This window comes from Amphibacillus indicireducens, assembly GCF_039539605.1.
Lineage (GTDB): Bacteria > Bacillota > Bacilli > Bacillales > Amphibacillaceae > Amphibacillus > Amphibacillus indicireducens.
Map to the genome: position 1 here is coordinate 1 of NZ_BAABDL010000120.1, position 21,747 is coordinate 21,747.

The 21,747-nt window shown below is 34.3% G+C and carries 18 protein-coding genes; 9 read left to right on the top strand and 9 right to left on the bottom strand.

The window, feature by feature from the left end; translation table 11 throughout:
• Window positions 1-149: 149 nt before the first annotated feature.
• The 9 genes from rsmG to rpmH all read right to left on the bottom strand — a co-directional run bounded on the left by rsmG (window position 150) and on the right by rpmH (window position 8,341).
• Window positions 150-869, bottom strand: a complete 720-nt coding sequence (gene rsmG, locus ABD814_RS11130) for a 16S rRNA (guanine(527)-N(7))-methyltransferase RsmG (RefSeq protein ID WP_344913150.1) — start codon at window positions 867-869, stop codon at window positions 150-152.
• A 35-nt stretch (window positions 870-904) separates the two neighbouring features.
• Window positions 905-2,788 (bottom strand): tRNA uridine-5-carboxymethylaminomethyl(34) synthesis enzyme MnmG, encoded by a 1,884-nt coding sequence (gene mnmG / locus ABD814_RS11135; protein ID WP_344913152.1) that lies wholly within the window; start codon window positions 2,786-2,788, stop codon window positions 905-907.
• A gap of 23 nt (window positions 2,789-2,811) precedes the next feature.
• Complete coding sequence (mnmE, locus tag ABD814_RS11140) at window positions 2,812-4,188, bottom strand: tRNA uridine-5-carboxymethylaminomethyl(34) synthesis GTPase MnmE (protein ID WP_344913154.1); 1,377 nt, start codon at window positions 4,186-4,188, stop codon at window positions 2,812-2,814.
• 268 nt (window positions 4,189-4,456) lie between these two features.
• Window positions 4,457-4,924 (bottom strand): FtsX-like permease family protein, encoded by a 468-nt coding sequence (locus tag ABD814_RS11145; protein ID WP_344913156.1) that lies wholly within the window; start codon window positions 4,922-4,924, stop codon window positions 4,457-4,459.
• Between the two features lie 27 nt (window positions 4,925-4,951).
• Window positions 4,952-5,920, bottom strand: coding sequence for an ABC transporter permease (locus ABD814_RS11150; protein WP_344913158.1), 969 nt, complete (start codon window positions 5,918-5,920; stop codon window positions 4,952-4,954).
• Window positions 5,921-6,263: 343 nt separating this feature from the next.
• The gene (gene jag / locus ABD814_RS11155; RefSeq protein ID WP_344913160.1) at window positions 6,264-6,890 is read right to left on the bottom strand and encodes an RNA-binding cell elongation regulator Jag/EloR; all 627 of its coding nucleotides are present in this window, start codon (window positions 6,888-6,890) and stop codon (window positions 6,264-6,266) included.
• Window positions 6,887-7,669 carry a membrane protein insertase YidC gene (gene yidC / locus ABD814_RS11160; RefSeq protein ID WP_344913182.1) on the bottom strand — a complete coding sequence of 261 codons (783 nt, stop codon included), beginning with the start codon at window positions 7,667-7,669 and terminating at the stop codon, window positions 6,887-6,889. The genes jag and yidC overlap by 4 nt, the downstream gene beginning before the upstream one ends.
• Window positions 7,670-7,794: 125 nt before the next feature.
• Window positions 7,795-8,136 carry a ribonuclease P protein component gene (gene rnpA / locus ABD814_RS11165; RefSeq protein ID WP_344913162.1) on the bottom strand — a complete coding sequence of 114 codons (342 nt, stop codon included), beginning with the start codon at window positions 8,134-8,136 and terminating at the stop codon, window positions 7,795-7,797.
• Between the two features lie 70 nt (window positions 8,137-8,206).
• Window positions 8,207-8,341, bottom strand: coding sequence for a 50S ribosomal protein L34 (gene rpmH / locus ABD814_RS11170; RefSeq protein ID WP_344913164.1), 135 nt, complete (start codon window positions 8,339-8,341; stop codon window positions 8,207-8,209).
• A gap of 625 nt (window positions 8,342-8,966) precedes the next feature.
• Here rpmH and dnaA point away from each other — a divergent pair.
• From dnaA to guaB, 9 genes are all read left to right on the top strand, one after another.
• Window positions 8,967-10,316 (top strand): chromosomal replication initiator protein DnaA, encoded by a 1,350-nt coding sequence (gene dnaA, locus ABD814_RS11175; protein ID WP_344913166.1) that lies wholly within the window; start codon window positions 8,967-8,969, stop codon window positions 10,314-10,316.
• 563 nt (window positions 10,317-10,879) lie between these two features.
• Window positions 10,880-12,022 carry a DNA polymerase III subunit beta gene (gene dnaN / locus ABD814_RS11180; RefSeq protein WP_344913168.1) on the top strand — a complete coding sequence of 381 codons (1,143 nt, stop codon included), beginning with the start codon at window positions 10,880-10,882 and terminating at the stop codon, window positions 12,020-12,022.
• 160 nt (window positions 12,023-12,182) lie between these two features.
• On the top strand, window positions 12,183-12,404 hold the full coding sequence (gene yaaA, locus ABD814_RS11185; protein ID WP_344913170.1) for a S4 domain-containing protein YaaA: 222 nt from the start codon (window positions 12,183-12,185) through the stop codon (window positions 12,402-12,404).
• 40 nt (window positions 12,405-12,444) lie between these two features.
• Window positions 12,445-13,569 (top strand): DNA replication/repair protein RecF, encoded by a 1,125-nt coding sequence (gene recF, locus ABD814_RS11190; protein ID WP_344913172.1) that lies wholly within the window; start codon window positions 12,445-12,447, stop codon window positions 13,567-13,569.
• Window positions 13,570-13,572: 3 nt separating this feature from the next.
• Complete coding sequence (remB, locus tag ABD814_RS11195) at window positions 13,573-13,863, top strand: extracellular matrix regulator RemB (RefSeq protein WP_344913174.1); 291 nt, start codon at window positions 13,573-13,575, stop codon at window positions 13,861-13,863.
• 404 nt (window positions 13,864-14,267) lie between these two features.
• Window positions 14,268-16,190 (top strand): DNA topoisomerase (ATP-hydrolyzing) subunit B, encoded by a 1,923-nt coding sequence (gene gyrB, locus ABD814_RS11200; RefSeq protein ID WP_344913184.1) that lies wholly within the window; start codon window positions 14,268-14,270, stop codon window positions 16,188-16,190.
• Window positions 16,191-16,248: 58 nt separating this feature from the next.
• Entirely contained in the window at window positions 16,249-18,723 is a 2,475-nt protein-coding gene (gyrA, locus tag ABD814_RS11205; RefSeq protein WP_344913176.1) for a DNA gyrase subunit A, read from the top strand.
• 30 nt (window positions 18,724-18,753) lie between these two features.
• Entirely contained in the window at window positions 18,754-19,848 is a 1,095-nt protein-coding gene (locus ABD814_RS11210) for an HD-GYP domain-containing protein (RefSeq protein ID WP_344913178.1), read from the top strand.
• Window positions 19,849-20,057: 209 nt separating this feature from the next.
• The gene (gene guaB, locus ABD814_RS11215) at window positions 20,058-21,530 is read left to right on the top strand and encodes an IMP dehydrogenase (protein ID WP_344913180.1); all 1,473 of its coding nucleotides are present in this window, start codon (window positions 20,058-20,060) and stop codon (window positions 21,528-21,530) included.
• The last annotated feature ends 217 nt before the right edge of the window (window positions 21,531-21,747 follow it).

Consider the following 21,747-nt stretch of genomic DNA (forward strand, 5'->3'; position numbering starts at 1 on the left):
AACAGCCATAACCCTTCATGTATATGGGGTCATGGCTGTTTTTTCTTTGTTTTAACTGCAAAACTCAGGATATCATAAAAAATATGATATTAAACTTTTTTCGACAAAATAACAAAATCCACGCAGCAAATTTTACTGCGTGGATTAATTTAATTAGCTAGCGGTTCACGATTTGGTGTCCCAGGTTTTCTTGGATATGTCTTTGGCGTTGGTTTAACTTTATCAACAATAATGATATTTCTTTCACCTTGATTATCAGGTAAATTTATTTTATATAAGTTTGATGTTTTACCACCTAATATATTAATTGCATATTTTGCTTCATCTAGTTCAACTTCAGCATTTGGTCCTTTTAATGCAATAAACTTACCATTTTCTTTTACTAATGGTAAGCAAAGTTCAGACAATACACTCATCTTCGCAACTGCACGAGCTGTAACTAGATCGAACTGTTGACGAAATTGTTTATTGCGTGCAAATGTTTCAGCACGATCGTGATGAAATTGCACATTTGTCAACCCTAATTCATTTGCTAAATGATTTAAAAAACTAATTCTCTTTTTTAACGAGTCAACAATTGTTATCTTTAATTGTGGGAAACAAATTTTCAATGGGATGCTAGGAAATCCAGCTCCAGCCCCTACATCACAAATTGTATAAGGTTGATCCAAGTTAAAATAAAAGCTTGCTGTAATTGAATCGAAAAAATGTTTTAAATAGACTTCTGATCGTTCGGTAATTGCGGTCAAATTCATTTTTTCGTTCCATTCAACTAACGTCTCAAAATAAGTTTTGAACTGATTGATTTGTTGTTCAGAAAGTGAAATCCCATTTTTGTTAAGTTCTGCGACAAATTGTTCAGGGGTCATTTTTTTCATTCCATTCATAATTTTAAATTTTCAAGCTAACTAACTGTTGCGATCTTACCTTGTTCAATATATACGAGTAATATCGAAATATCTGCTGGGTTAACACCAGAGATACGTGAAGCTTGACCAACTGACAGAGGTCGAACTTCTTTCAATCTTAATTTAGCCTCTTCTTTCAAACCACTAATTGCATCATAATCGATATTTTCAGGAATGTTCTTCTCTTCCATCTTCTTCATTCGATCAACTTGTTGTAATGATTTTTCAATATAACCTGAATATTTTGCTTGTATTTCAATTTGTTCAATGACATCATTAGGAATTTCTTTGTCTGCTGGTGCAAACTGAGTAATAAACGAATAGTCAATCTCAGGTCTTCTCATCAAATCTAATGCTTTAACTGGTTCTTTTAAGTGACTTTCATTAATTTTTTCTAAGGCAACATTCAACTCATCTGAAGGCTTGATCGTTTGCTTTTGTAATCTTTCCTGCTCCTCTTTAATTAAGGCTAGCTTCGTTTGAAACTTTTGATAACGTTCTTCATCAATTAAGCCGAGACGGTAGCCAATTTCAGTTAATCGGATATCTGCGTTATCATGACGAAGGAGTAAACGATATTCTGCTCGAGATGTTAATAGGCGGTAAGGTTCACTCGTTCCCTTAGTGACTAAATCATCAATTAAGACACCGATATACCCTTGCGAACGGTCTAAAACGAGTTCCTCAATATTTAAGGCACTGGCTGCAGCATTTATCCCTGCAATTAAGCCCTGACCTGCCGCTTCTTCATAGCCTGACGTTCCATTAATTTGACCTGCAGTATATAAACCTTTAATATTTTTAACTTCCAATGTTGGCCATAGTTGTGTTGGCACAACCGTATCATACTCAATTGCATAGCCAGAACGCATAATCTCAGCCTTTTCCAAACCCGCAATTGAGCGTACCATTTTTTCCTGAATTGATTCGGGTAGTGATGTTGATAGTCCCTGAACGTAAACTTCTTCTGTTTCACGACCTTCTGGCTCTAAAAAGATTTGGTGTCGTGGCTTATCATGAAAGCGAACGACTTTATCTTCAATTGATGGACAGTATCTTGGTCCTGCACCTTTAATCTGACCTGAGTACATTGATGAAAGGCTTAAATTATCATCAATAATTTTATGAGTCACTTCATTCGTATGTGTTAGCCAACACGGAATTTGATCAATAATCTTATCCTTTGTTTCATATGAAAAATGTCCCGGCTGATCATCTCCAGGTTGTATTTCAGTTTTTGAATAATCAATTGATTTTGAATGAATTCTAGGCGGTGTACCCGTTTTAAATCGAACAAGTTTAAACCCTAGTTCTTCAAGGTTTTCAGATAACTTAACTGAAGGTCTTTGGTTATTCGGTCCACTTTGATAAGAAATTTCACCGATATTAACTGTCCCTCGCATAAATGTCCCTGTTGTAATCGCAACTGATTTTGCATAATAAGCTGCACCTGTTTCTGTAATAACACCTTTACAAACACCATCTTCTACAATTAGTCTTTCAACCATTGCTTGTCGAATCGTTAAATGATCTAATTTTTCAAGTTGATGTTTCATTTCTGCAATATAAAGTGGCTTGTCTGCTTGTGCACGTAATGCTCGGACAGCTGGACCTTTTCTTGTATTTAACATTCGCATTTGTATATATGTTTTATCAATTACTTGACCCATTAAACCACCAAGGGCATCAACTTCTCTTACCACGACCCCTTTTGCAGGTCCTCCAATTGATGGATTACACGGCATATAGGCAATCATATCTAAATTTAATGTTAACATAAGTGTATTTGCCCCTCGTTTGGCAGAGGCATTGGCAGCTTCTACTCCTGCATGTCCAGATCCAATTACAATCACATCATAATGACCTGCATCATAAACCATTTTTATTCACTCCTTTAGTTTTATTATTTTCCTAAACAAAATTGAGAAAAGAGTTGATCAATCAAACTATCGTGGACGGTATCACCAACAATTTCTCCTAATATGCTCCACGCTCTTGTAACATCGATTTGAATTAAATCTAATGGCATCCCCAAATCAATTGCTGATTTAGCCTCATCAAGTGCTGACATCGCTTGTTTTAATAATTGAATATGGCGTACATTTGATACGTAAGAAATATCATCACTTTCTAACTGGCCAGCAAAGAAGAGTGATGCGATCGCTTCTTCCAAATCATCAATTCCTTGTTCTTCAATTAAAGAAGTTGAAACTATTGGGTGACCAGTTGCTAACTGTTCCACTTCATTCCGATCTAATTTCTCTGCTAAATCTGTTTTATTAATCAAGACAATTAACTCTAAGTCATTTACCAGTTCAAACAATTGTCGATCTTGATCTGACAAAGTTTCATTGTTATTTAAAACAAGTAAAATTAAATCCGCTTCTTTTAATGCTTGTCTTGAACGTTCGACACCGATTTTTTCAACAATGTCTTCTGTCTCACGGATTCCAGCTGTGTCAATTAATCGAAGGGGGACACCTCGGATATTGACATACTCTTCAATAACATCTCTCGTTGTTCCTGGAATATCAGTTACGATTGCTTTATTTTCTTGGACTAGTGTATTTAATAAAGATGATTTACCAACGTTCGGACGTCCAATAATCGCTGTTGAGATCCCCTCTCTTAATATCTTCCCTTGTTTGGCCATTAATAACAGTTTTTCTATTTCTTGATAAACGTCAGTTGTTTTTTCCAATAAAACACTCTTCGTCATTTCTTCGACATCATCATACTCTGGATAATCAATATTTACTTCCACGTGGGCAACTGTTTCAATTAAATCTTGGCGTAAGCGTTGAATTAATTTCGATAACTTTCCATCAAGTTGTTTAATTGCAACATCCATCGCCTTGTCTGTCTTTGCCCGGATTAAGTCCATAACAGCTTCTGCTTGTGATAAATCAATTCGACCATTGAGAAATGCCCGTTTAGTAAATTCACCGGGTTCAGCTAATCGTGCACCTAGTTCTAGGACTAACTCTAATAATCGATTTACAGAAGCTAATCCTCCATGACAATTAATTTCGACAACATCTTCTCGAGTAAATGTTTTTGGCGCTCGCATTAAATTGATCATGACTTCTTCAATCATTTCATCTGTTTTTGGATCAATAATTTTTCCATAATGAATGGTATGTGAATCAACTTTAGTTAAATCTGATCCGGTAAAAATTTGATTTGCAATTTTAACAGCTTCTTCCCCACTTAGTCTAACAATACCAATTGCTCCTTCTCCAAGTGGTGTTGATATTGCTGCAATTGTATCATCATTCATCCACTTCACCTCCAATATTTAATTATCTATTTATATAAAAAAATTAAATTGTGTAATCAGCATTACAACGTTATAGATTATCATAGAATCATCGAAAAAGGAAATATTTTTTCTTAAGTTAATGATTAGGTTATTAACATGTGAGTAACTTTTATTAGTGTAGCACAACTATCCACAATTATTTATTCATATAAATAACCCGAACAGTTTGTTAAAATCTGTTCAGGTTATCAACATGTGGATGATTTGTTTATCTTTCATCTCCTTTTTACATCAATATCTGCTTCGGATTTAATCGAACAATATAGATGAGTGGAAGTAACGTTGAAATGAAAATCGTTGCCAAACCGACGCTATAGAAAACTAAAATATAATTTGCATTTAATTTGACCTCGTAAAGTCCAATCACATCATCTACAGTCAGGTCTGATGTGAGATCTTTGTTAATGTAGTCTACCTGTTCAAAGTCTGCTGTTTCATCTGTTTTAATTAATGTGTGCGATATTTGACCAGCAATAAAGTTACCACTGAATAGAGACAGTGTCACTCCAACAAAAGCAACTACCATCACTTCAATTAAAATTTGTCCAATCACACGACTGCGCTTTTCACCTAATGATAAATAAATACCTAACTCATGTTTTCGATCACGGAGGAACAATAAGACAACTAATCCCGCGATCAAGATCGTCGCAAAAATTGCCGCCATTAAAACATATCTAGATAAAGTCGACATCGATTCGACCGGTCCAGAAATCGTATCCTAATGATCACCAGAACCAACAACATGATAATATGGCGGTAATAAAGGGTCTGCCTCTTGTTTAAATGCATCAATATACTGATGACTCTCCAAGACGTACATCGTCCGATAATTTCCGATATGAGGGTTTTCCGTCATCGTATCAGCAAACTCTGGGATTGCCTTCTTTGTTTCCTCCCAATCAAAATCTGCTTCATTAAAAATAATTTGATTTGGAACATAAATTGTATTCTGAACTAGCGTATCCTCCCAGTTAATCGTGCCTTGTCCAAAATCAAATTCAATATCATCCTTAACAGCCAATACCTCAAAGATGCCGATAATTTCTAAAACAAGATCTCGTGAAGAAAATAATTCTTCTTCATATGTGTCAAGGTCATAACTGTAAACTTCATTATTTAGTATAATCGTGTCTCCTACGTGTAAGTTATTTAATGTCGCCAACTTTTCAGAGATCAGTGTAACTGACGATCCATTATCAATCTCATCTTGACTAAAGGTACGACCGTCGATCAAATTTCCCTTCCCTTCTTGGAAATCTAATATATGTGGATAGTTAACCCCTTTCATTCCGAAATCTATTTCGACTCCTTCGGCAGCCGCTTGATCGACATCCTGACCGAAATAATACTTAAGACTCTTTGAGCCTAAACCAAAATACGTGTAGTAATCATAATATTTGACGTAAGGAAGCTCACCAACTTGTTGAATTGATTCGAGACTTATATCTCCCGTTTCCACTTTTACCCTTTCCTCTTCACTTAGTGCGTCAATCGGCTTATAGTCAACCTCAATGACGATAGCAGCCCCCAGTCTCTCTCTAATGTTATATTCAACATTATTAGTCGCTTGTTGAATTGAAATCGCTCCTGCAATCAAATTTCCTAAAATAAAAAGAACTGCTAGTAAGATTAACGATTTTCCTTTTCGCCTCATCATTCCGATAAAACCTCGTCTAACAAAATGCATTCGATTCCTCCTAGTCTAACTGATTGATTATAGTCGTTCTTTATGAAAGACAAAACACCCCCAATTTAATGAAGTCAATTTAGTAATCTGTCAATCTATTTGTAGCAAATTTTATCTACTTTCTTCGTGCATATAGTTAAAAAGTAAGTTTATCACTGACAATTTCATTTGGTAATACTTAAGTAAATGTTTTCTATATATATACAGTCGCTATTAAAATCAGTTAGTTTCAAATATTTTATTTATCTGATAAGATTTGAGAACAAAAAAAGGTTTTGTCTACATTTAAAGTAAACAAAACCTTTTTGGTTAACTAAGATTGCTAATTGATCACTTAGTTAAATTATTTTTTTATCATTGGCTTAATGACAACAAATCGATTCGGATCTGAGCCATCTGAATGTGTTTCTACTTTTGGATTATCTTGTAACATACTATGAATCACTTTTCGTTCATATGATGGCATCGGTTCTAACGTAACATTTCTTTTGATTTTAATTGCTTTATCTGCTAATCGAGTGGCTAATTGTTTCAGAGTTTCTTCACGTCTCGCGCGATACCCCTCTGCATCGACAACAATCCGATAAAAATCAGTTGAATGACGATTTAACATCACTTGCACGAGGTGCTGAATCGCATTTAGCGTTTGACCACGTTTACCGATTACCATAGCTATTTTTTCACCTGACAAATCAAATGTGACATGATTCTGCTCTTGTTTAATCTCAATTTCAATATCATCAGCAAATGAACGTGTCATTTCTTTGAGATAGTTCCCTGCTTGTTCAATTGGATCTTCTTTAATTGATACCTTTACAATTGCACGTTTAGCACCGAAGATACCAAACATACCTTTTTTACCTTCATCAATAATCTCTATGTCTACGCGATCCTTACTCGTATTCAGTTGCTCTAAAGCAGATTGAATCGCGTCGTCTAGAGTTTGTCCAGAAGCAGTTACCTGTTTCACGATTGATTTCCTCCCGCTTTTTGTTGGAATTTAAACGGTTTTCTAATGAAAATTGTTTGGAAAACCATAAATACGTTACCAACACCCCAATATAATGATAGTGCTGCTGGGAAGTACAGTGACATAACCCCAATCATAAGTGGCATCATATACATCATCATCGACATTTGTGGGTTAGCTGCAGCTTGTCCTGATCCTGCCCCAGCCATCGTTAATTTTTGTTGTAAAAATGTTGCTCCTGCTGCAATAATTGGCAAGATGTAATATGGGTCTTTTTCAGCTAATTCAAACCATAAAAATGTACCATCTTGTAATCCAGGCGTTCGCATAATTGCTTGATATAATGCAATCATAATCGGCATTTGAACAAACATTGGCAAACAACCTGCCAATGGATTCACATTATGTTCCTGGAATAACTTCATTTGTTCTTGTTGTAACTTTTCTTGTGTTTTTGCATCTTTAGAACTATATTTTTCTTGTAATTCTTTAATCTTCGGCTGAATCTCTTGCATCGCTTGAGTACTCTTTAATTGTTTAATGTTTAATGGAACTAACAGTAATCGAATTAAAATGGTTACAACAATTATTGCCCAACCATAACTCCCTGCAAAAAATCCTGCTACACTTTTAATGAACCACGATAGTGGATATACAAAGAATGAATCCCAAAAACCTTCACTCTCAGCTGTTATATCCTGATCTAGATTTCCACATCCAGCTAAAACTAAAACTAATAACAGTAAGGCCACGGTGATTAAGACCTTTTTATTACGCATGATACGCATCATTTTCCTCCTTAACTTACATTAATACACTATATGTAAAACTCAATTGCTATTTTATCACTATCTTTATATTAATACTACTTTAACAATATACCGTTGTGAAGTAGCGGCATCAATTATTTACCGATAATTTTTGAATTAAATAGCACATGAGTTAAACTTTTTTTAATTTGATGAAAATTCATTTCTTTTACAGGCTGTCTAGCAATAATGACAAGATCATATTCTTGATTAATTTTTGTTTCCATTTCATGAATGGCTTGTCTTAAGTAACGTTTAACTTTATTTCTCACGACAGCGTTACCAATTTTTTTTGAGACAGATAAACCGACGCGAAAATTTGATTGATCTTGTTTTGGAAGATAATACAGTACCAATTGTCGATTTGCAAATGATTTCCCCTGTTTAAATACTTTTTGAAACTCATCATTTGATTTTAATCGATTGACTTTTCTCATTCCCTTATCCTCCAGTATAACTTATTGCCAATTAAAATGGAAAAAAGACCACTGAAATGTTGTCAGTGGTCTATGCTGATAATACTTTTCTTCCTTTTTTACGACGACGAGCTAAAACGTTACGACCAGTTTTTGTACTCATACGTTTACGAAATCCGTGAACTTTTTTACGTTGACGATTTTTTGGTTGAAATGTGCGTTTCATTTATATTACACCCCCTGAGGAATTAAAAATCCTTCTTTAAACATACCATAACCTAATACATTATAATGAAAAGCTTTGTCATCTGTCAACATTAAAACAAATTATTTTTTTACATGTCCTTAATGATAACAACTTGTCCACAAACTACTCAAGCTCTTTTTTAAAAAAAATAACTATCCACACAACATATAGACAATTTAATCACATATTAACTACCTGTGGATAATAATTGTGAACAGTTGTTTTTTTATGTGGATAAGTGTCGAATCACCTTGCAAATCAAATTCTTTTTTGCTAAAATTATTGTTAATAATTCATAAATATTTTTAATAAAGTGAGTGACTATCCACAGCTTGTGCATAACCTGTGGACAGTTATTCACATCTGTGTAGATTGAATGATTAACATATATGTGGATAACTGTATAAGTTTGTGAGAATTTTTAGTTTGTTTTATACACTCCCATTAAGAGCGAACCTTTCGATCTATTTTCATTTGCTTAAAGATAGATTGCGAGAGGTTTTTTATTCTTCAATTGTAAACAACCACATCCTTATTCTTAAAAATTAAGAATATCAATCCTATGTATTCAATTCCATTATCAGATAAAGAAAGGGGCTTATTAATGGAGAACATTGATGATTTATGGGCTAGAACGCTCGATAAGATCAGACAGAAAATAGCTAATGAAAGTTTTGAAACATGGTTTAAAAACACAAAAGCTCATCATCTTGATAATGATTTTTTAACTGTGTCAGCTCCGAATGAATTCGCACGTCATTGGTTAGAAAATAGATACACTGAACTGATTTCTAATGCGATTTTTGAAGTAACTGGAGCTAATTTAAATGTTAAATTTATTTCTGCTGAAGAAGAAAAAGATCAAGAAAAGATTGATAAAATTAAACAAAAACCTGCCGTTATTCATACCAATCAGGAACAGCGGACAAATACGATGTTAAATGATAAATATACATTTGAAACGTTTGTGATTGGATCAGGGAACCGCTTTGCACACGCTGCCTCACTCGCAGTTGCAGAAGCACCAGCAAAAGCCTATAATCCACTCTTTATTTATGGTGGTGTTGGGCTCGGAAAAACTCACTTAATGCATGCGATTGGCCATTACATTATTGAGAATAATCCAGAAGCAAATGTTGTTTATTTATCATCTGAAAAATTCACAAATGAATTTATTAATTCAATCCGTGATAATAAAACAGAACAATTTAGAAATAAATACCGTAGTGTCGACATTCTATTAGTTGATGATATTCAATTTTTAGCAGGAAAAGAACAAACGCAAGAAGAATTTTTCCATACATTTAATACATTACATGAAGAAAGTAAACAAATTATTATTTCAAGTGATCGACCGCCTAAAGAAATTCCAACATTAGAAGATCGCTTACGTTCAAGATTTGAATGGGGACTTATCACTGATATTACTCCTCCAGATTTAGAAACGAGAATTGCAATTCTACGTAAAAAGGCTAAAGCTGAAGGGTTAGATATTCCTAATGAAGTCATGTTATATATCGCAAATCAAATCGATACAAACATTAGAGAATTAGAGGGTGCACTTATTCGTGTTGTTGCATATTCATCTTTAATTAACGAAGATATTGATGCCGCTTTAGCTGCTGAGGCGCTCAAAGATATTATCCCTAACTCACGACCGAAGCGAATTACGGTTGATACAATTCAAGAGTTAATTTCAAAAAAATATAATATTAAATTAGAGGACTTTGCAGCTAAAAAAAGAACCCGATCTGTTGCATTCCCAAGGCAAATTGCGATGTATCTCAGTCGAGAATTAACCGATCTTTCTTTACCTAAAATTGGTGAAGAATTTGGTGGGCGCGATCATACAACTGTTCTACATGCTCATGAAAAAATTTCTAAGTTAATTACTGATGACCAATTATTCAATCAAGAAATCGATGAATTAATCGAACAATTAAAATCAATCTAAGTCAATTTCATAATACAAAGATCGGAATAAAAACACGAAAGTTTATCAATAAAGTAATAGTATCATACGTAAATAGAAGGTAAAACCTAGTGATTGTAGCGGCAGGCGGCGACTCCAGCGGGAAAAGATCGTGTCCGAAGATCCAGTAATAAAATTAAGGAATGTTAGACTAAGAACGCCACGTCCATGTGGCAGATCTTTTGGTGGGACGAGTAACCGCAGTCCCAACGTCTAACTGACCCACATCCTGTGCGCCCGAGACCGATCCCGCGGAAAGCGTCCGCCTAGAGTGGAAATCACCTAACCATCTCCTACTTCATTATTCGTGTTTTTTACGGAATTAAGTTATTATGAAATTCATTCTTCTAACTAAAAATATTTTATTCACATTGTGGATAGTGTGAATTCAGTTTCATTATTACTAACAAATTATCAACAAGTGGATAACTATCAGTTTAAAAGCATTCACTTAGTTATCCACATAATCACAAGCCCTATTACTATTATTACTATTTTTATTAATAATTAATATATATAATAGACTCTCAATTAGGAGGATTTTTATGAAATTTACAATTCAAAAAGATTTATTACTAGAAAGTATTCAACATGTTATGAAAGCAATCTCATCAAGAGTGATAATTCCTATTCTGACAGGAATTAAAATTGAAGCGATTAACGAAGGAATAAAACTGACAGGTAGTGATTCAGATATTTCAATTGAATCATTTATTCCAACAGAAGAAAATGGAATCATTCATGTTGAAAATATTCAACCAGGAAGTATTGTTGTTCAATCGAAATATTTCCCAGATATTATTCGTAAACTTCCTTTAAAAACAGTCGAAATAAATACAACTGATGAATTTAAAGTTAATATCATTTCAGGTGGTTCAGAATTTCATTTAAATGGACAAGATCCAAATGAATATCCACAGTTACCAACACTTTATAGTGAAAATAGTTTTACGTTGACAAATACTGTTCTAAAAGAATTAATTAAACAAACGGTCTATGCTGTTTCAACCGTAGAAACTCGCCCGATCCTAACTGGTGTGAATATGACTCTAAAAGATCAAGGATTAAATTTCGTTGCAACAGATAGCCATCGACTCGCTTCACGTCATTTACCAATTAATTTAGTAGATAACCAATTAAACTTTAATAGTGTTGTCATCCCTGGCAAAAGTTTAGTTGAGTTAAATAAAATTATCGATGAAAATGATGAAACAACATCAATCAGTGTGACTGAAAATCAAATCTTGTTCCAAACAAAAAATTTATACTTTTTATCTCGTTTATTAGATGGAAATTACCCTGAAACATCAAGATTAATTCCTGATCAAAGCAAAACAACAATCTTAACGAAAACAAAAGAACTATTAAATGCGATTGATCGTGCATCATTATTAGCAAGGGAAAATAAAAATAATGTCGTGAAACTTGAAACTAAATCAGATAATCGCGTAGAGATTAGTGGTCATACACCAGAAGTTGGTCAAGTGATTGAAGAAGTAAATTCAGAATCTGTCGAGGGTGAAGATTTAAAAATATCATTTAGCGCCAAATACATGTTAGATGCATTAAAAATTATTGAATCAGACAATGTAAAAATTGAGTTTACTGGTGCGATGAGACCATTTATTATTAAGCCTGAAAATGATGAAGACATTTTACAACTAATATTACCGGTTAGAACTTTCTAATCTAGAAAAAATAGAGTGTGAACAGCACTCTATTTTATTTTTTAATTAGAGTCTTTACTCCGATTAAATCGAGACTTTGCTTATCTTGTGATCTTTAGTAAAATAGAGAGAGGCACATGATCGGAACCATCTTGTGAAAGATCTAAAAAGGAGTCATCAAATGAAACCAACAGATATTCAAATTAAGACAGAATACATTCAACTCGGACAATTTTTAAAGTTAGCTAATATTGTTGATTCAGGTGGAAGTGTGAAATTTTTCTTGAAAGATTTTGCAGTCCATGTCAATGGTGAGATTGATCAACGGCGAGGTAAAAAACTATATCCAGGTGATTTAGTAGAGGTTGAAGAATTCGGTCAGTTTCAAATTGTGAAAAAGTAGACTACCTGGTCTTCTTAATCAAAAGGTAGGCATGATTTAAATGTATATAAAAAACCTAAAATTATTACATTATCGAAACTATGATGAACTTGACTTAATATTTGATAATGGAATTAACGTTATTATCGGTGAAAATGCTCAAGGAAAAACAAACTTGATGGAAGCTATTTATCTTTTAGCATTCACCCGATCATATCGGACGTCAAAAGATAAAGAATTAATTCAATGGGATCAAAACTATGCTAAAATAGAAGGGACAATTATTAAACGTAATCAACAATTTCCTTTAGAAATTCAACTATCATCGAAAGGAAAAAAGGCCAAATTAAATCATTTAGAACAAAGACGATTAAGTGATTATATTGGTGCTTTAAATGTTGTTATGTTTGCACCAGAAGATCTCAATTTAGTTAAAGGTAATCCACAAGTCCGAAGACGTTTTATCGATATGGAAATCGGTCAAATTCAACCTGTTTATATTTATCATCTCGGTCAATATCAGAAGATTTTAAAACAGAGAAATCATTTATTAAAAAGTTTACAACGCAAACAAACCGATAACTTAATCATGTTAGATGTATTAACGGAGCAACTGATTGAACATGCATGTATCGTGATTGAAAAGCGATTTATATTTTTAGAGTTACTGAGACATTGGGCGATTCAAATTCATAAACGGATTAGTCAGGAACGGGAACAGTTAGAAATTAACTATCAGGCGACAATCGATGTATTAGAAACAGACAATAAGGAAAAAATAAGTAATATCTATTTAGAAAAATTTAAACAAAATCGTCACAAAGAAATTGAACGTGGAACAACATTATATGGTCCACACAGAGATGATCTTATATTTTTTATTAATCAACGTGATGTACAAAAATATGGTTCTCAAGGCCAACAACGTACAACAGCACTTTCGCTAAAATTAGCAGAAATTGAATTAATCAAACAAGAAGTCGGTGAATATCCTGTTTTATTACTAGATGATGTGTTAAGTGAGCTTGATCAGTATCGTCAATCACATTTACTTGATACGATTCAAGGGAAAGTCCAAACCTTTGTTTCAACAACAAGTGTAAGTGATGTAAAACATGAGACGATTGAAAAAGCTGAGCTTTTTTATGTCGAAAATGGCACAATTCCCGATCAGAAAAAAGGCTAAACGATGTTTATTAACATTGGTGATCAACAATTGATTAAATCAGATGACATTATTGTGATGATCGACCAACAGTATATCGAATCTTCAACGATTAATGGAGAAATGATTGAATATCAACAGAATCAAGAAGATACACCAAATATAAATAATAATACTAAAACAATTATTGTAACTAAGGATAATGTTTTTTATAGCCCGTTATCAATTCTGACTTTAAAGAAAAGATCAAGCTTACAAATGATGATTGACCATTTAGACGACTATACCGACAGTGACACACTAACAGAAAATTAGCTGTTTAATATTATCCTTATAATTAAAAATACGAATAGATTGTAATAAAATAAGTTTACTATACGACTTGAATAGAGCGAATAAAGTGATTGGAACGCCAGGTGGCGACTCCAGCGGGAAAAGCAAACGGTCTTCGATGGGACGAGTAACCGCAGTCCCACGAGTCCGAAGATCCACTCAGGAAAGTGATTTTCTTTCCTGAGTTAGCTGAGGCCGTGCCCGCGGAAAGCGTCCACCTAGAGTGGAAATCACCGTGCTATCTCACATACAAAATTTCGTATTTTGACTATAGACAAGTAATAATTTTATTAATTAGTTTAAATTAATCAATATTGATTTTATATAGAAAAATTAAAACCTTTTAAAATAGGTTTATAGGAAAAGTGTAGGTGAATCAATTGGTAATGGATGATAATTTATTAAATGTCCCACAATATGATGAAAATCAAATTCAAGTATTAGAAGGTTTAGAAGCTGTTAGAAAAAGACCAGGAATGTATATTGGTTCAACAAGCTCTAGAGGTCTTCACCATCTTGTTTGGGAAATCGTAGATAATAGTATTGACGAGGCACTAGCAGGATACTGTGACGACATTCAAGTCGTTATTGAAGAAGATAATAGTATAACTGTTATTGATAACGGCCGTGGAATCCCAGTTGGGATCCACGAGAAAACAGGAAGACCAGCTGTGGAAGTGATTATGACTGAACTACACGCTGGAGGTAAATTTGATAATTCAGGTTATAAAGTTTCTGGAGGATTACATGGTGTTGGTGCGTCAGTTGTAAACGCCCTATCATCATCACTAGAAGTATTCGTTCACCGTGATGACAAAGTCTATTATTTAGACTTTAAACGAGGTGTATTAAATACTGAAATTCAAGTGATTGGGGAAACCGATATAACGGGGACACGCGTTCATTTTAGTCCGGATCCAGAGATTTTTACTGAAACAATTGAATACGACTATGACACGTTGCTTTACCGTGTGAGAGAACTTGCTTTTTTAAATAAAAAAATCAAAATTAGCCTTGAAGATAAGAGAATTGATCGAGAGAAGAAGGAAAGCTTTTATTACGAAGGTGGAATTAAAGAGTATGTTGAATACATGAATCGTTCAAAAGAAGTGATTCATGAAGCATTCTTCGCTGAAAAAGAAGAAGATGATATTATTGTCGAAGTTGCTCTACAGTATAATAGTGGCTATGCAAATAATATCTATTCATTTGCAAATAACATTCATACACATGAAGGTGGAATGCATGAGTCAGGTTTTAAAACAGCCTTGACCCGTGTGATTAATGATTATGCCAGAAGAAGCAAAATCTTTAAAGAAAATGATGAAAACCTCTCTGGAGATGATGTGAGAGAAGGTATTACGGCAATTGTATCAATCAAACACCCTGATCCACAATTTGAAGGTCAAACGAAGACTAAACTAGGAAATAGTGAGGCGCGGACGATTACAGACTCTGCTTTTAGTGAAATGTTTTCTACCTTTTTAGTTGAAAACCCAGATACAGCTAGGATTATTGTTAATAAAGGGATGATGGCCTCCCGAGCAAGATTAGCAGCTAAAAAGGCGAGGGAATTAACAAGAAGAAAAGGTGCTTTAGAAATTTCTAATCTACCGGGTAAGCTAGCAGATTGTTCTTCACGTGATGCTTCAATTAGTGAATTATATATCGTGGAAGGTGATTCTGCTGGAGGTTCAGCCAAACAAGGAAGAGATCGACACTTCCAAGCAATCTTGCCATTACGAGGTAAAATTCTAAACGTAGAAAAAGCACGTCTTGATCGAATTTTATCAAACAATGAAATCAGATCAATGATTACAGCAATGGGTACTGGAATTGGTGAAGACTTTGATATAACAAAAGCGAGATATCATAAAGTTGTTATTATGACAGATGCTGATGTGGATGGTGCTCATATTCGGACATTATTATTGACGTTCTTCTATCGATTTATGCGTCCATTAATCGAGCATGGTTACATTTATATTGCTCAACCACCACTATATAAAGTACAACAAAGTAAAACAATTCGTTATGCGTATGATGATCGTGAGCTAGATATCATTTTAGAAGAGTTACCGAAACAACCCAAACCAGGTTTACAAAGATATAAAGGTCTTGGTGAGATGAATGCCGATCAGTTGTGGGAAACGACAATGGATCCTGATAATCGAACACTATTACAAGTGAAATTGCACGATGCGATTGAAGCAGATCAAATTTTTGATATGTTAATGGGTGATAAAGTTGAACCAAGACGAGACTTTATTCAAGAAAATGCAGTCTATGTAAAAAACTTAGATGTGTAAATTTAATGATACGTTAAAATAGATCATGTAGGTCCTCAGTTTGATAGGAGGTAATTAAATGGCGGATAATCAACGTCCCCAAGTACAAGAAATAAGTATTGGAAAAGAAATGCGAACATCTTTTTTAGATTATGCAATGAGTGTCATTGTTTCACGTGCAATCCCAGATGTTCGTGACGGCTTAAAGCCGGTTCAAAGACGGATTTTATATGCAATGAATGATTTAGGCATGCACGCAGATAAGGCATATAAAAAGTCTGCTCGAATCGTCGGTGATGTTATTGGTAAGTATCACCCACACGGTGATTCAGCAGTCTATGAAGCAATGGTTAGAATGGCACAAGATTTTAGTTATCGAAATATGCTCGTTGATGGGCACGGGAACTTTGGATCAGTTGATGGTGATCCTGCTGCTGCCATGCGTTATACAGAAGCAAGAATGTCCAAAATAGCAATGGAATTATTGCGAGATATAAATAAGAACACGGTTGAATATCAGGATAACTATGATGGATCTGAAAGAGAACCACAAGTTTTACCTGCTCGTTTTCCTAACTTACTCGTTAATGGAACGTCAGGGATCGCGGTTGGGATGGCGACAAATATACCACCGCATCAATTAGGAGAAACAATTGATGCTATTTTAGCGATCAGTGAAAACCCAGAAATAACGATTGATGAATTAATGGAAAACTACATTTATGGTCCTGATTTTCCAACAGGTGGCTTGATTTTAGGCAGATCAGGGATTCGAAAAGCTTTTGAAACGGGTAGAGGTTCAATTACGATTCGGGCAAAAGTAGAAATAGAAGAACAAAAGAATGGTAAGACAACAATTATCGTCAATGAATTACCTTACCAAGTCAATAAAGCGAAATTAATTGAAAAAATAGCCGAACTCGTTCGCGATAAAAAAATTGAAGGCATTACTGATTTACGTGATGAATCTGATCGAAACGGGATGCGGATTGTGATGGAACTTCGTCGCGATGCGAATCCAAATGTTTTGTTAAATAATTTATATAAGCAAACATCATTACAATCTTCATTTGGTATTAATATGTTAGCTTTAGTTAATGGACAACCTAAAGTACTCAGTTTAAAAGAAAGTTTAAGCCATTATTTAGAACATCAAAAAGATGTGATTAGACGACGAACACAATTTGAGTTAGATAAAGCTGAAAAAAGAGCACATATTTTAGAAGGACTTCGAATTGCACTAGACTATATTGATGAAATTATCGCCTTAATTCGTGGTTCCAATACGGCTGATATTGCACGTGAAGGTTTGATTACCAATTTTAAATTAACTGAAAAACAAGCACAAGCCATTCTAGATATGAGATTACAGCGTTTAACTGGCTTAGAACGTCAAAAAATTGAAGAAGAATATGAGAATTTATTAAAATTAATTGATGAGTTAAAATCAGTTTTAGCAAATGAAGAGGAATTATTAAAAATCATTCGAGAAGAATTAATTGAAATTAAAGAAAAGTTTAATGACGAACGCCGGACAGAAATTGTTATGGGTGGTGCTGATTTCTTTGAAGATGAAGATTTAATCCCAGAAGAAGATATTGTCGTTTGTTTAACTCACCGTGGTTATATTAAACGACTTCCATCCTCAACATACAGAACACAAAATCGTGGTGGACGTGGTGTCCAAGGTATGAGTACAAATGATGATGATTTTGTAGAACACTTAGTTTCAGCATCGACTCACGATACGATTTTATTCTTTTCGAACAAAGGAAAAGTTTATCGTTTGAAAGGTTATCAAATCCCTGAATACGGTAGAGCAGCTAAAGGTTTACCTGTGATCAATATTTTGGAAATTGAAAAAGATGAGTGGATAAATGCTGTTATTTCAGCTCCTGAATTTGATGAAAACAAATATTTATTCTTTACAACGAAGTATGGTATTTCTAAGAGAACATCATTAAGCCAATTTGCTAATATTCGTCGTAACGGAATCATTGCACTTAGCTTGCGTGACGAAGATGAACTGATTTCTGTTCAATTAACAGACGGAACAAAGGATATAATGATTGCAACTAGAAATGGTTATTTGATTCGATTTGATGAACAACAAATTCGTTCAATGGGCCGATCTGCAGCAGGGGTTAAAGGTATTTCATTACGTGGTGATGATGAAGTCATTTCTATGGAAATCATCGAAGATGATGATTATATTTTAAATGTCACCGAAAATGGTTATGGTAAACGAACAGTAGAAGGAGATTACCGGATTATAAATCGAGGTGGTAAAGGGGTCTTTACTGCTAACGTAACTGATAAAACAGGTCCTGTCGTTGCTGTAAAATCTGTTAAGGGTGACGAAGATTTAATGATTATGACGGTTTCAGGTGTGTTAATTAGAACGCCAATTGATTCAATCTCAATTACTGGGCGAAATACACAAGGTGTGCGTTTAATTCGATTACAAGATGATCAAAAAGTAGCAACAGTCGCCTGTGTAGAAAAAGAAGAAGAAAATGATCCAGAAACTATTAATCAAGATAATCAAGATTAATCACTTTATATTCTAGGTAGGTGACACCAATTGTTTGTTCATCCCAATCAACTTGTTGAAAAATGTTTAATTGTTAGTGATGTGTTTGGTCAGACTAACTATCCAATTATTGAAAAGGATACGGTTGTAACAACGACGCATATTAAAGTATTAAATAGTTTTTTAATTGACCGGGTTGAGGTTTCTCCTAAGCTAGCCAATGGAGAACCTTATAAACCGACTAAAGTACTTCCTATTGATCAAGAGCTGATTAAAAGAAGAGAAGTTAAAAAGAAGGTTGTCCCTTTTGATGATCATTATCTAAAAGTAGTCAAAGACTATCAGAAAATGTTTAACCACTGGCAAAGTGGTAAAGCATTAGATATCAACCAAGTTAGACAAATGATTGTTCCTTTAATTGAACGGGTAGATGAAAATCAAGCCGCTATTTTTCTATTAGGAAAACAGACGACAAAAGAAGAATATCTTTATCAACATAGTGTTGCAGTTAGTCTATTAGCTGTTATTTTAGCTAAGCGTCTTGGATTTGAAAAAGAATCGACTCAAATAGGTCTTGCTGCATTGCTTGCTGATAGTGGGATGGCAAAAGTTAATCAACGGATTTTAAATCATCATGGTAAACTTTCGCCTGCTGAATTTGCTGAAATTAAGAAACATCCGACATTTTCTTATCGAATGATTGAAAAGAATCCTGCTTTAACACAGTCAGCAAAACTGGCTGTGTTGCAACATCATGAACGAGTAAATGGAAGAGGTTATCCTTTAGGCATCGATAAAACAAAAATTAATCCTTATGCAAAAATTATTTCAATCGCAGATGCTTATCATGCAATGACGTCCTATCGTTCGTATCAAGCTAAACGACCATTTTATCAAGTCATTGCTGAAATGAAAAAAGAAGCAGATCAACAATTTGACGCGCGCTACTTAAAAGTATTTATGACCTGTTTAGAAGATGCCCTTTTAGAAGAAAAGGTTTATTTATCTAACGGACAAACAGGAAATGTTGTGGCATTAAGATTTTCCTCATATCCAGAAGTCATTATTCAAATTCATGGAACCCATGAAATTTTGTCTATGCTCGAACAAGAAAATTTAAAAATTGAATCACTGATCCATTCATAAATGGATTGAAAATAAAATAGAGTTGTTCTAAAACATACAACTCTATTTTTGTTAAATTTGAATTGTTAACAAATAGCGAATGAATGAGTAAAGTATTTCTAATGAAGGCAAGGATAAAGGCTTGAATTAATTGAATAGTTGTCGTATTGTAATTAACAATAGAAAATAGATCAATCACAATTGACAAAATTGAAGGAGGAGTTCGTGCAATGAGGGAGGACAAATTTGCAAAAGAGGGTCTAACGTTTGATGATGTATTACTCGTTCCAGCTGCATCTGAAGTTTTACCAAGAGATGTATCCATTCAGACAAAATTAACAAAAAATTTAAAGCTGAATATTCCAGTTTTAAGTGCAGGTATGGATACGGTAACTGAAGCAGAGATGGCAATTGCGATGGCAAGACAAGGTGGATTAGGGATTATTCACAAAAACATGTCAATTGAAGAACAAGCTGAATTGATTGATCGTGTTAAGCGCTCAGAAAGTGGTGTCATTACTAATCCATTTTTCCTAATGCCAGATAATCAAGTGTTTGATGCGGAACATTTGATGAGTAAATATCGTATTTCTGGTGTACCAATCGTTAATAATCCAGATGATAAAGTGCTTGTCGGTATTTTAACCAATCGTGATCTTCGTTTTATTGAGGATTATTCAATTAAAATTTCAGACGTGATGACGAGTGAAAACTTAGTTACAGCATCTGTTGGAACAACACTTGATGAAGCAAGTAAAATTTTACAGAAACATCGAATTGAGAAATTACCATTAATTGATGATCAGGGTGTACTAAAAGGGTTAATTACAATTAAAGATATTGAAAAAGTAATTGAATTCCCTAATGCAGCAAAAGACAGTCAAGGACGTCTACTCTGTGGAGCTGCTGTTGGTGTCACTGCTGATACAATGACTCGGATTGATAAGTTAGTTGAAGCGGGTGTTGATTGTATTGTGATCGATACAGCTCACGGGCATTCAAAAGGCGTAATCGATCAAGTTAAGCGTGTTCGAGAAAAACATCCAGATTTAGATATTATTGCTGGTAATGTAGCAACTGGAGAAGCAACACGTGCATTAATCGAGGCGGGTGCGTCTGTGATTAAGGTTGGAATTGGACCTGGTTCAATTTGTACAACTCGGATTGTTGCAGGTGTTGGTGTACCGCAAATTACTGCCGTTTATGATTGTGCTAAAGTTGCGGATGAATATGGTGTACCTGTTATTGCTGATGGTGGGATTAAGTATTCAGGTGATATTCCTAAAGCAATTGCTGCTGGAGCAAAAGCTGTCATGCTAGGTAGTTTACTTGCAGGGGTAACTGAAAGCCCAGGTGAAACAGAAATTTTCCAAGGGCGTCGTTATAAAGTATATCGTGGGATGGGATCTGTTGCTGCGATGAAATCAGGTTCAAAAGATCGTTACTTCCAAGATACAAATGATACTAAGAAATTAGTGCCTGAAGGTATTGAAGGAAGAACAGCTTATAAAGGACCTCTTGCAGATACAATTCATCAACTTGTTGGTGGTTTACGTGCGAGCATGGGTTATTGTGGTTCAAAAGATATCGAAGCATTACGTTTAGAAGGACAATTTGTTCGCATGACTGGAAATGGTTTACGCGAATCGCACCCACATAATGTTCAAGTCACAAAAGAAGCACCAAACTATTCAGTTCAATAAAATAATCATAACTAAGGTAGGACACAACACCGTCCTACCTTTTATTTATTTGTAGATTAAATAATAACTATATTTGGTAAAAAATATAGTCGAAAGTAGATATCGAAAAAGTGAGGAATATGTTAAGATATTTAGAGAAAGAGATGGTAGTGTAAAAAGTTCTATGAAAAGATACTGAATTGGAGGATGAATTCAAAATACAATATGTTTTTTGATC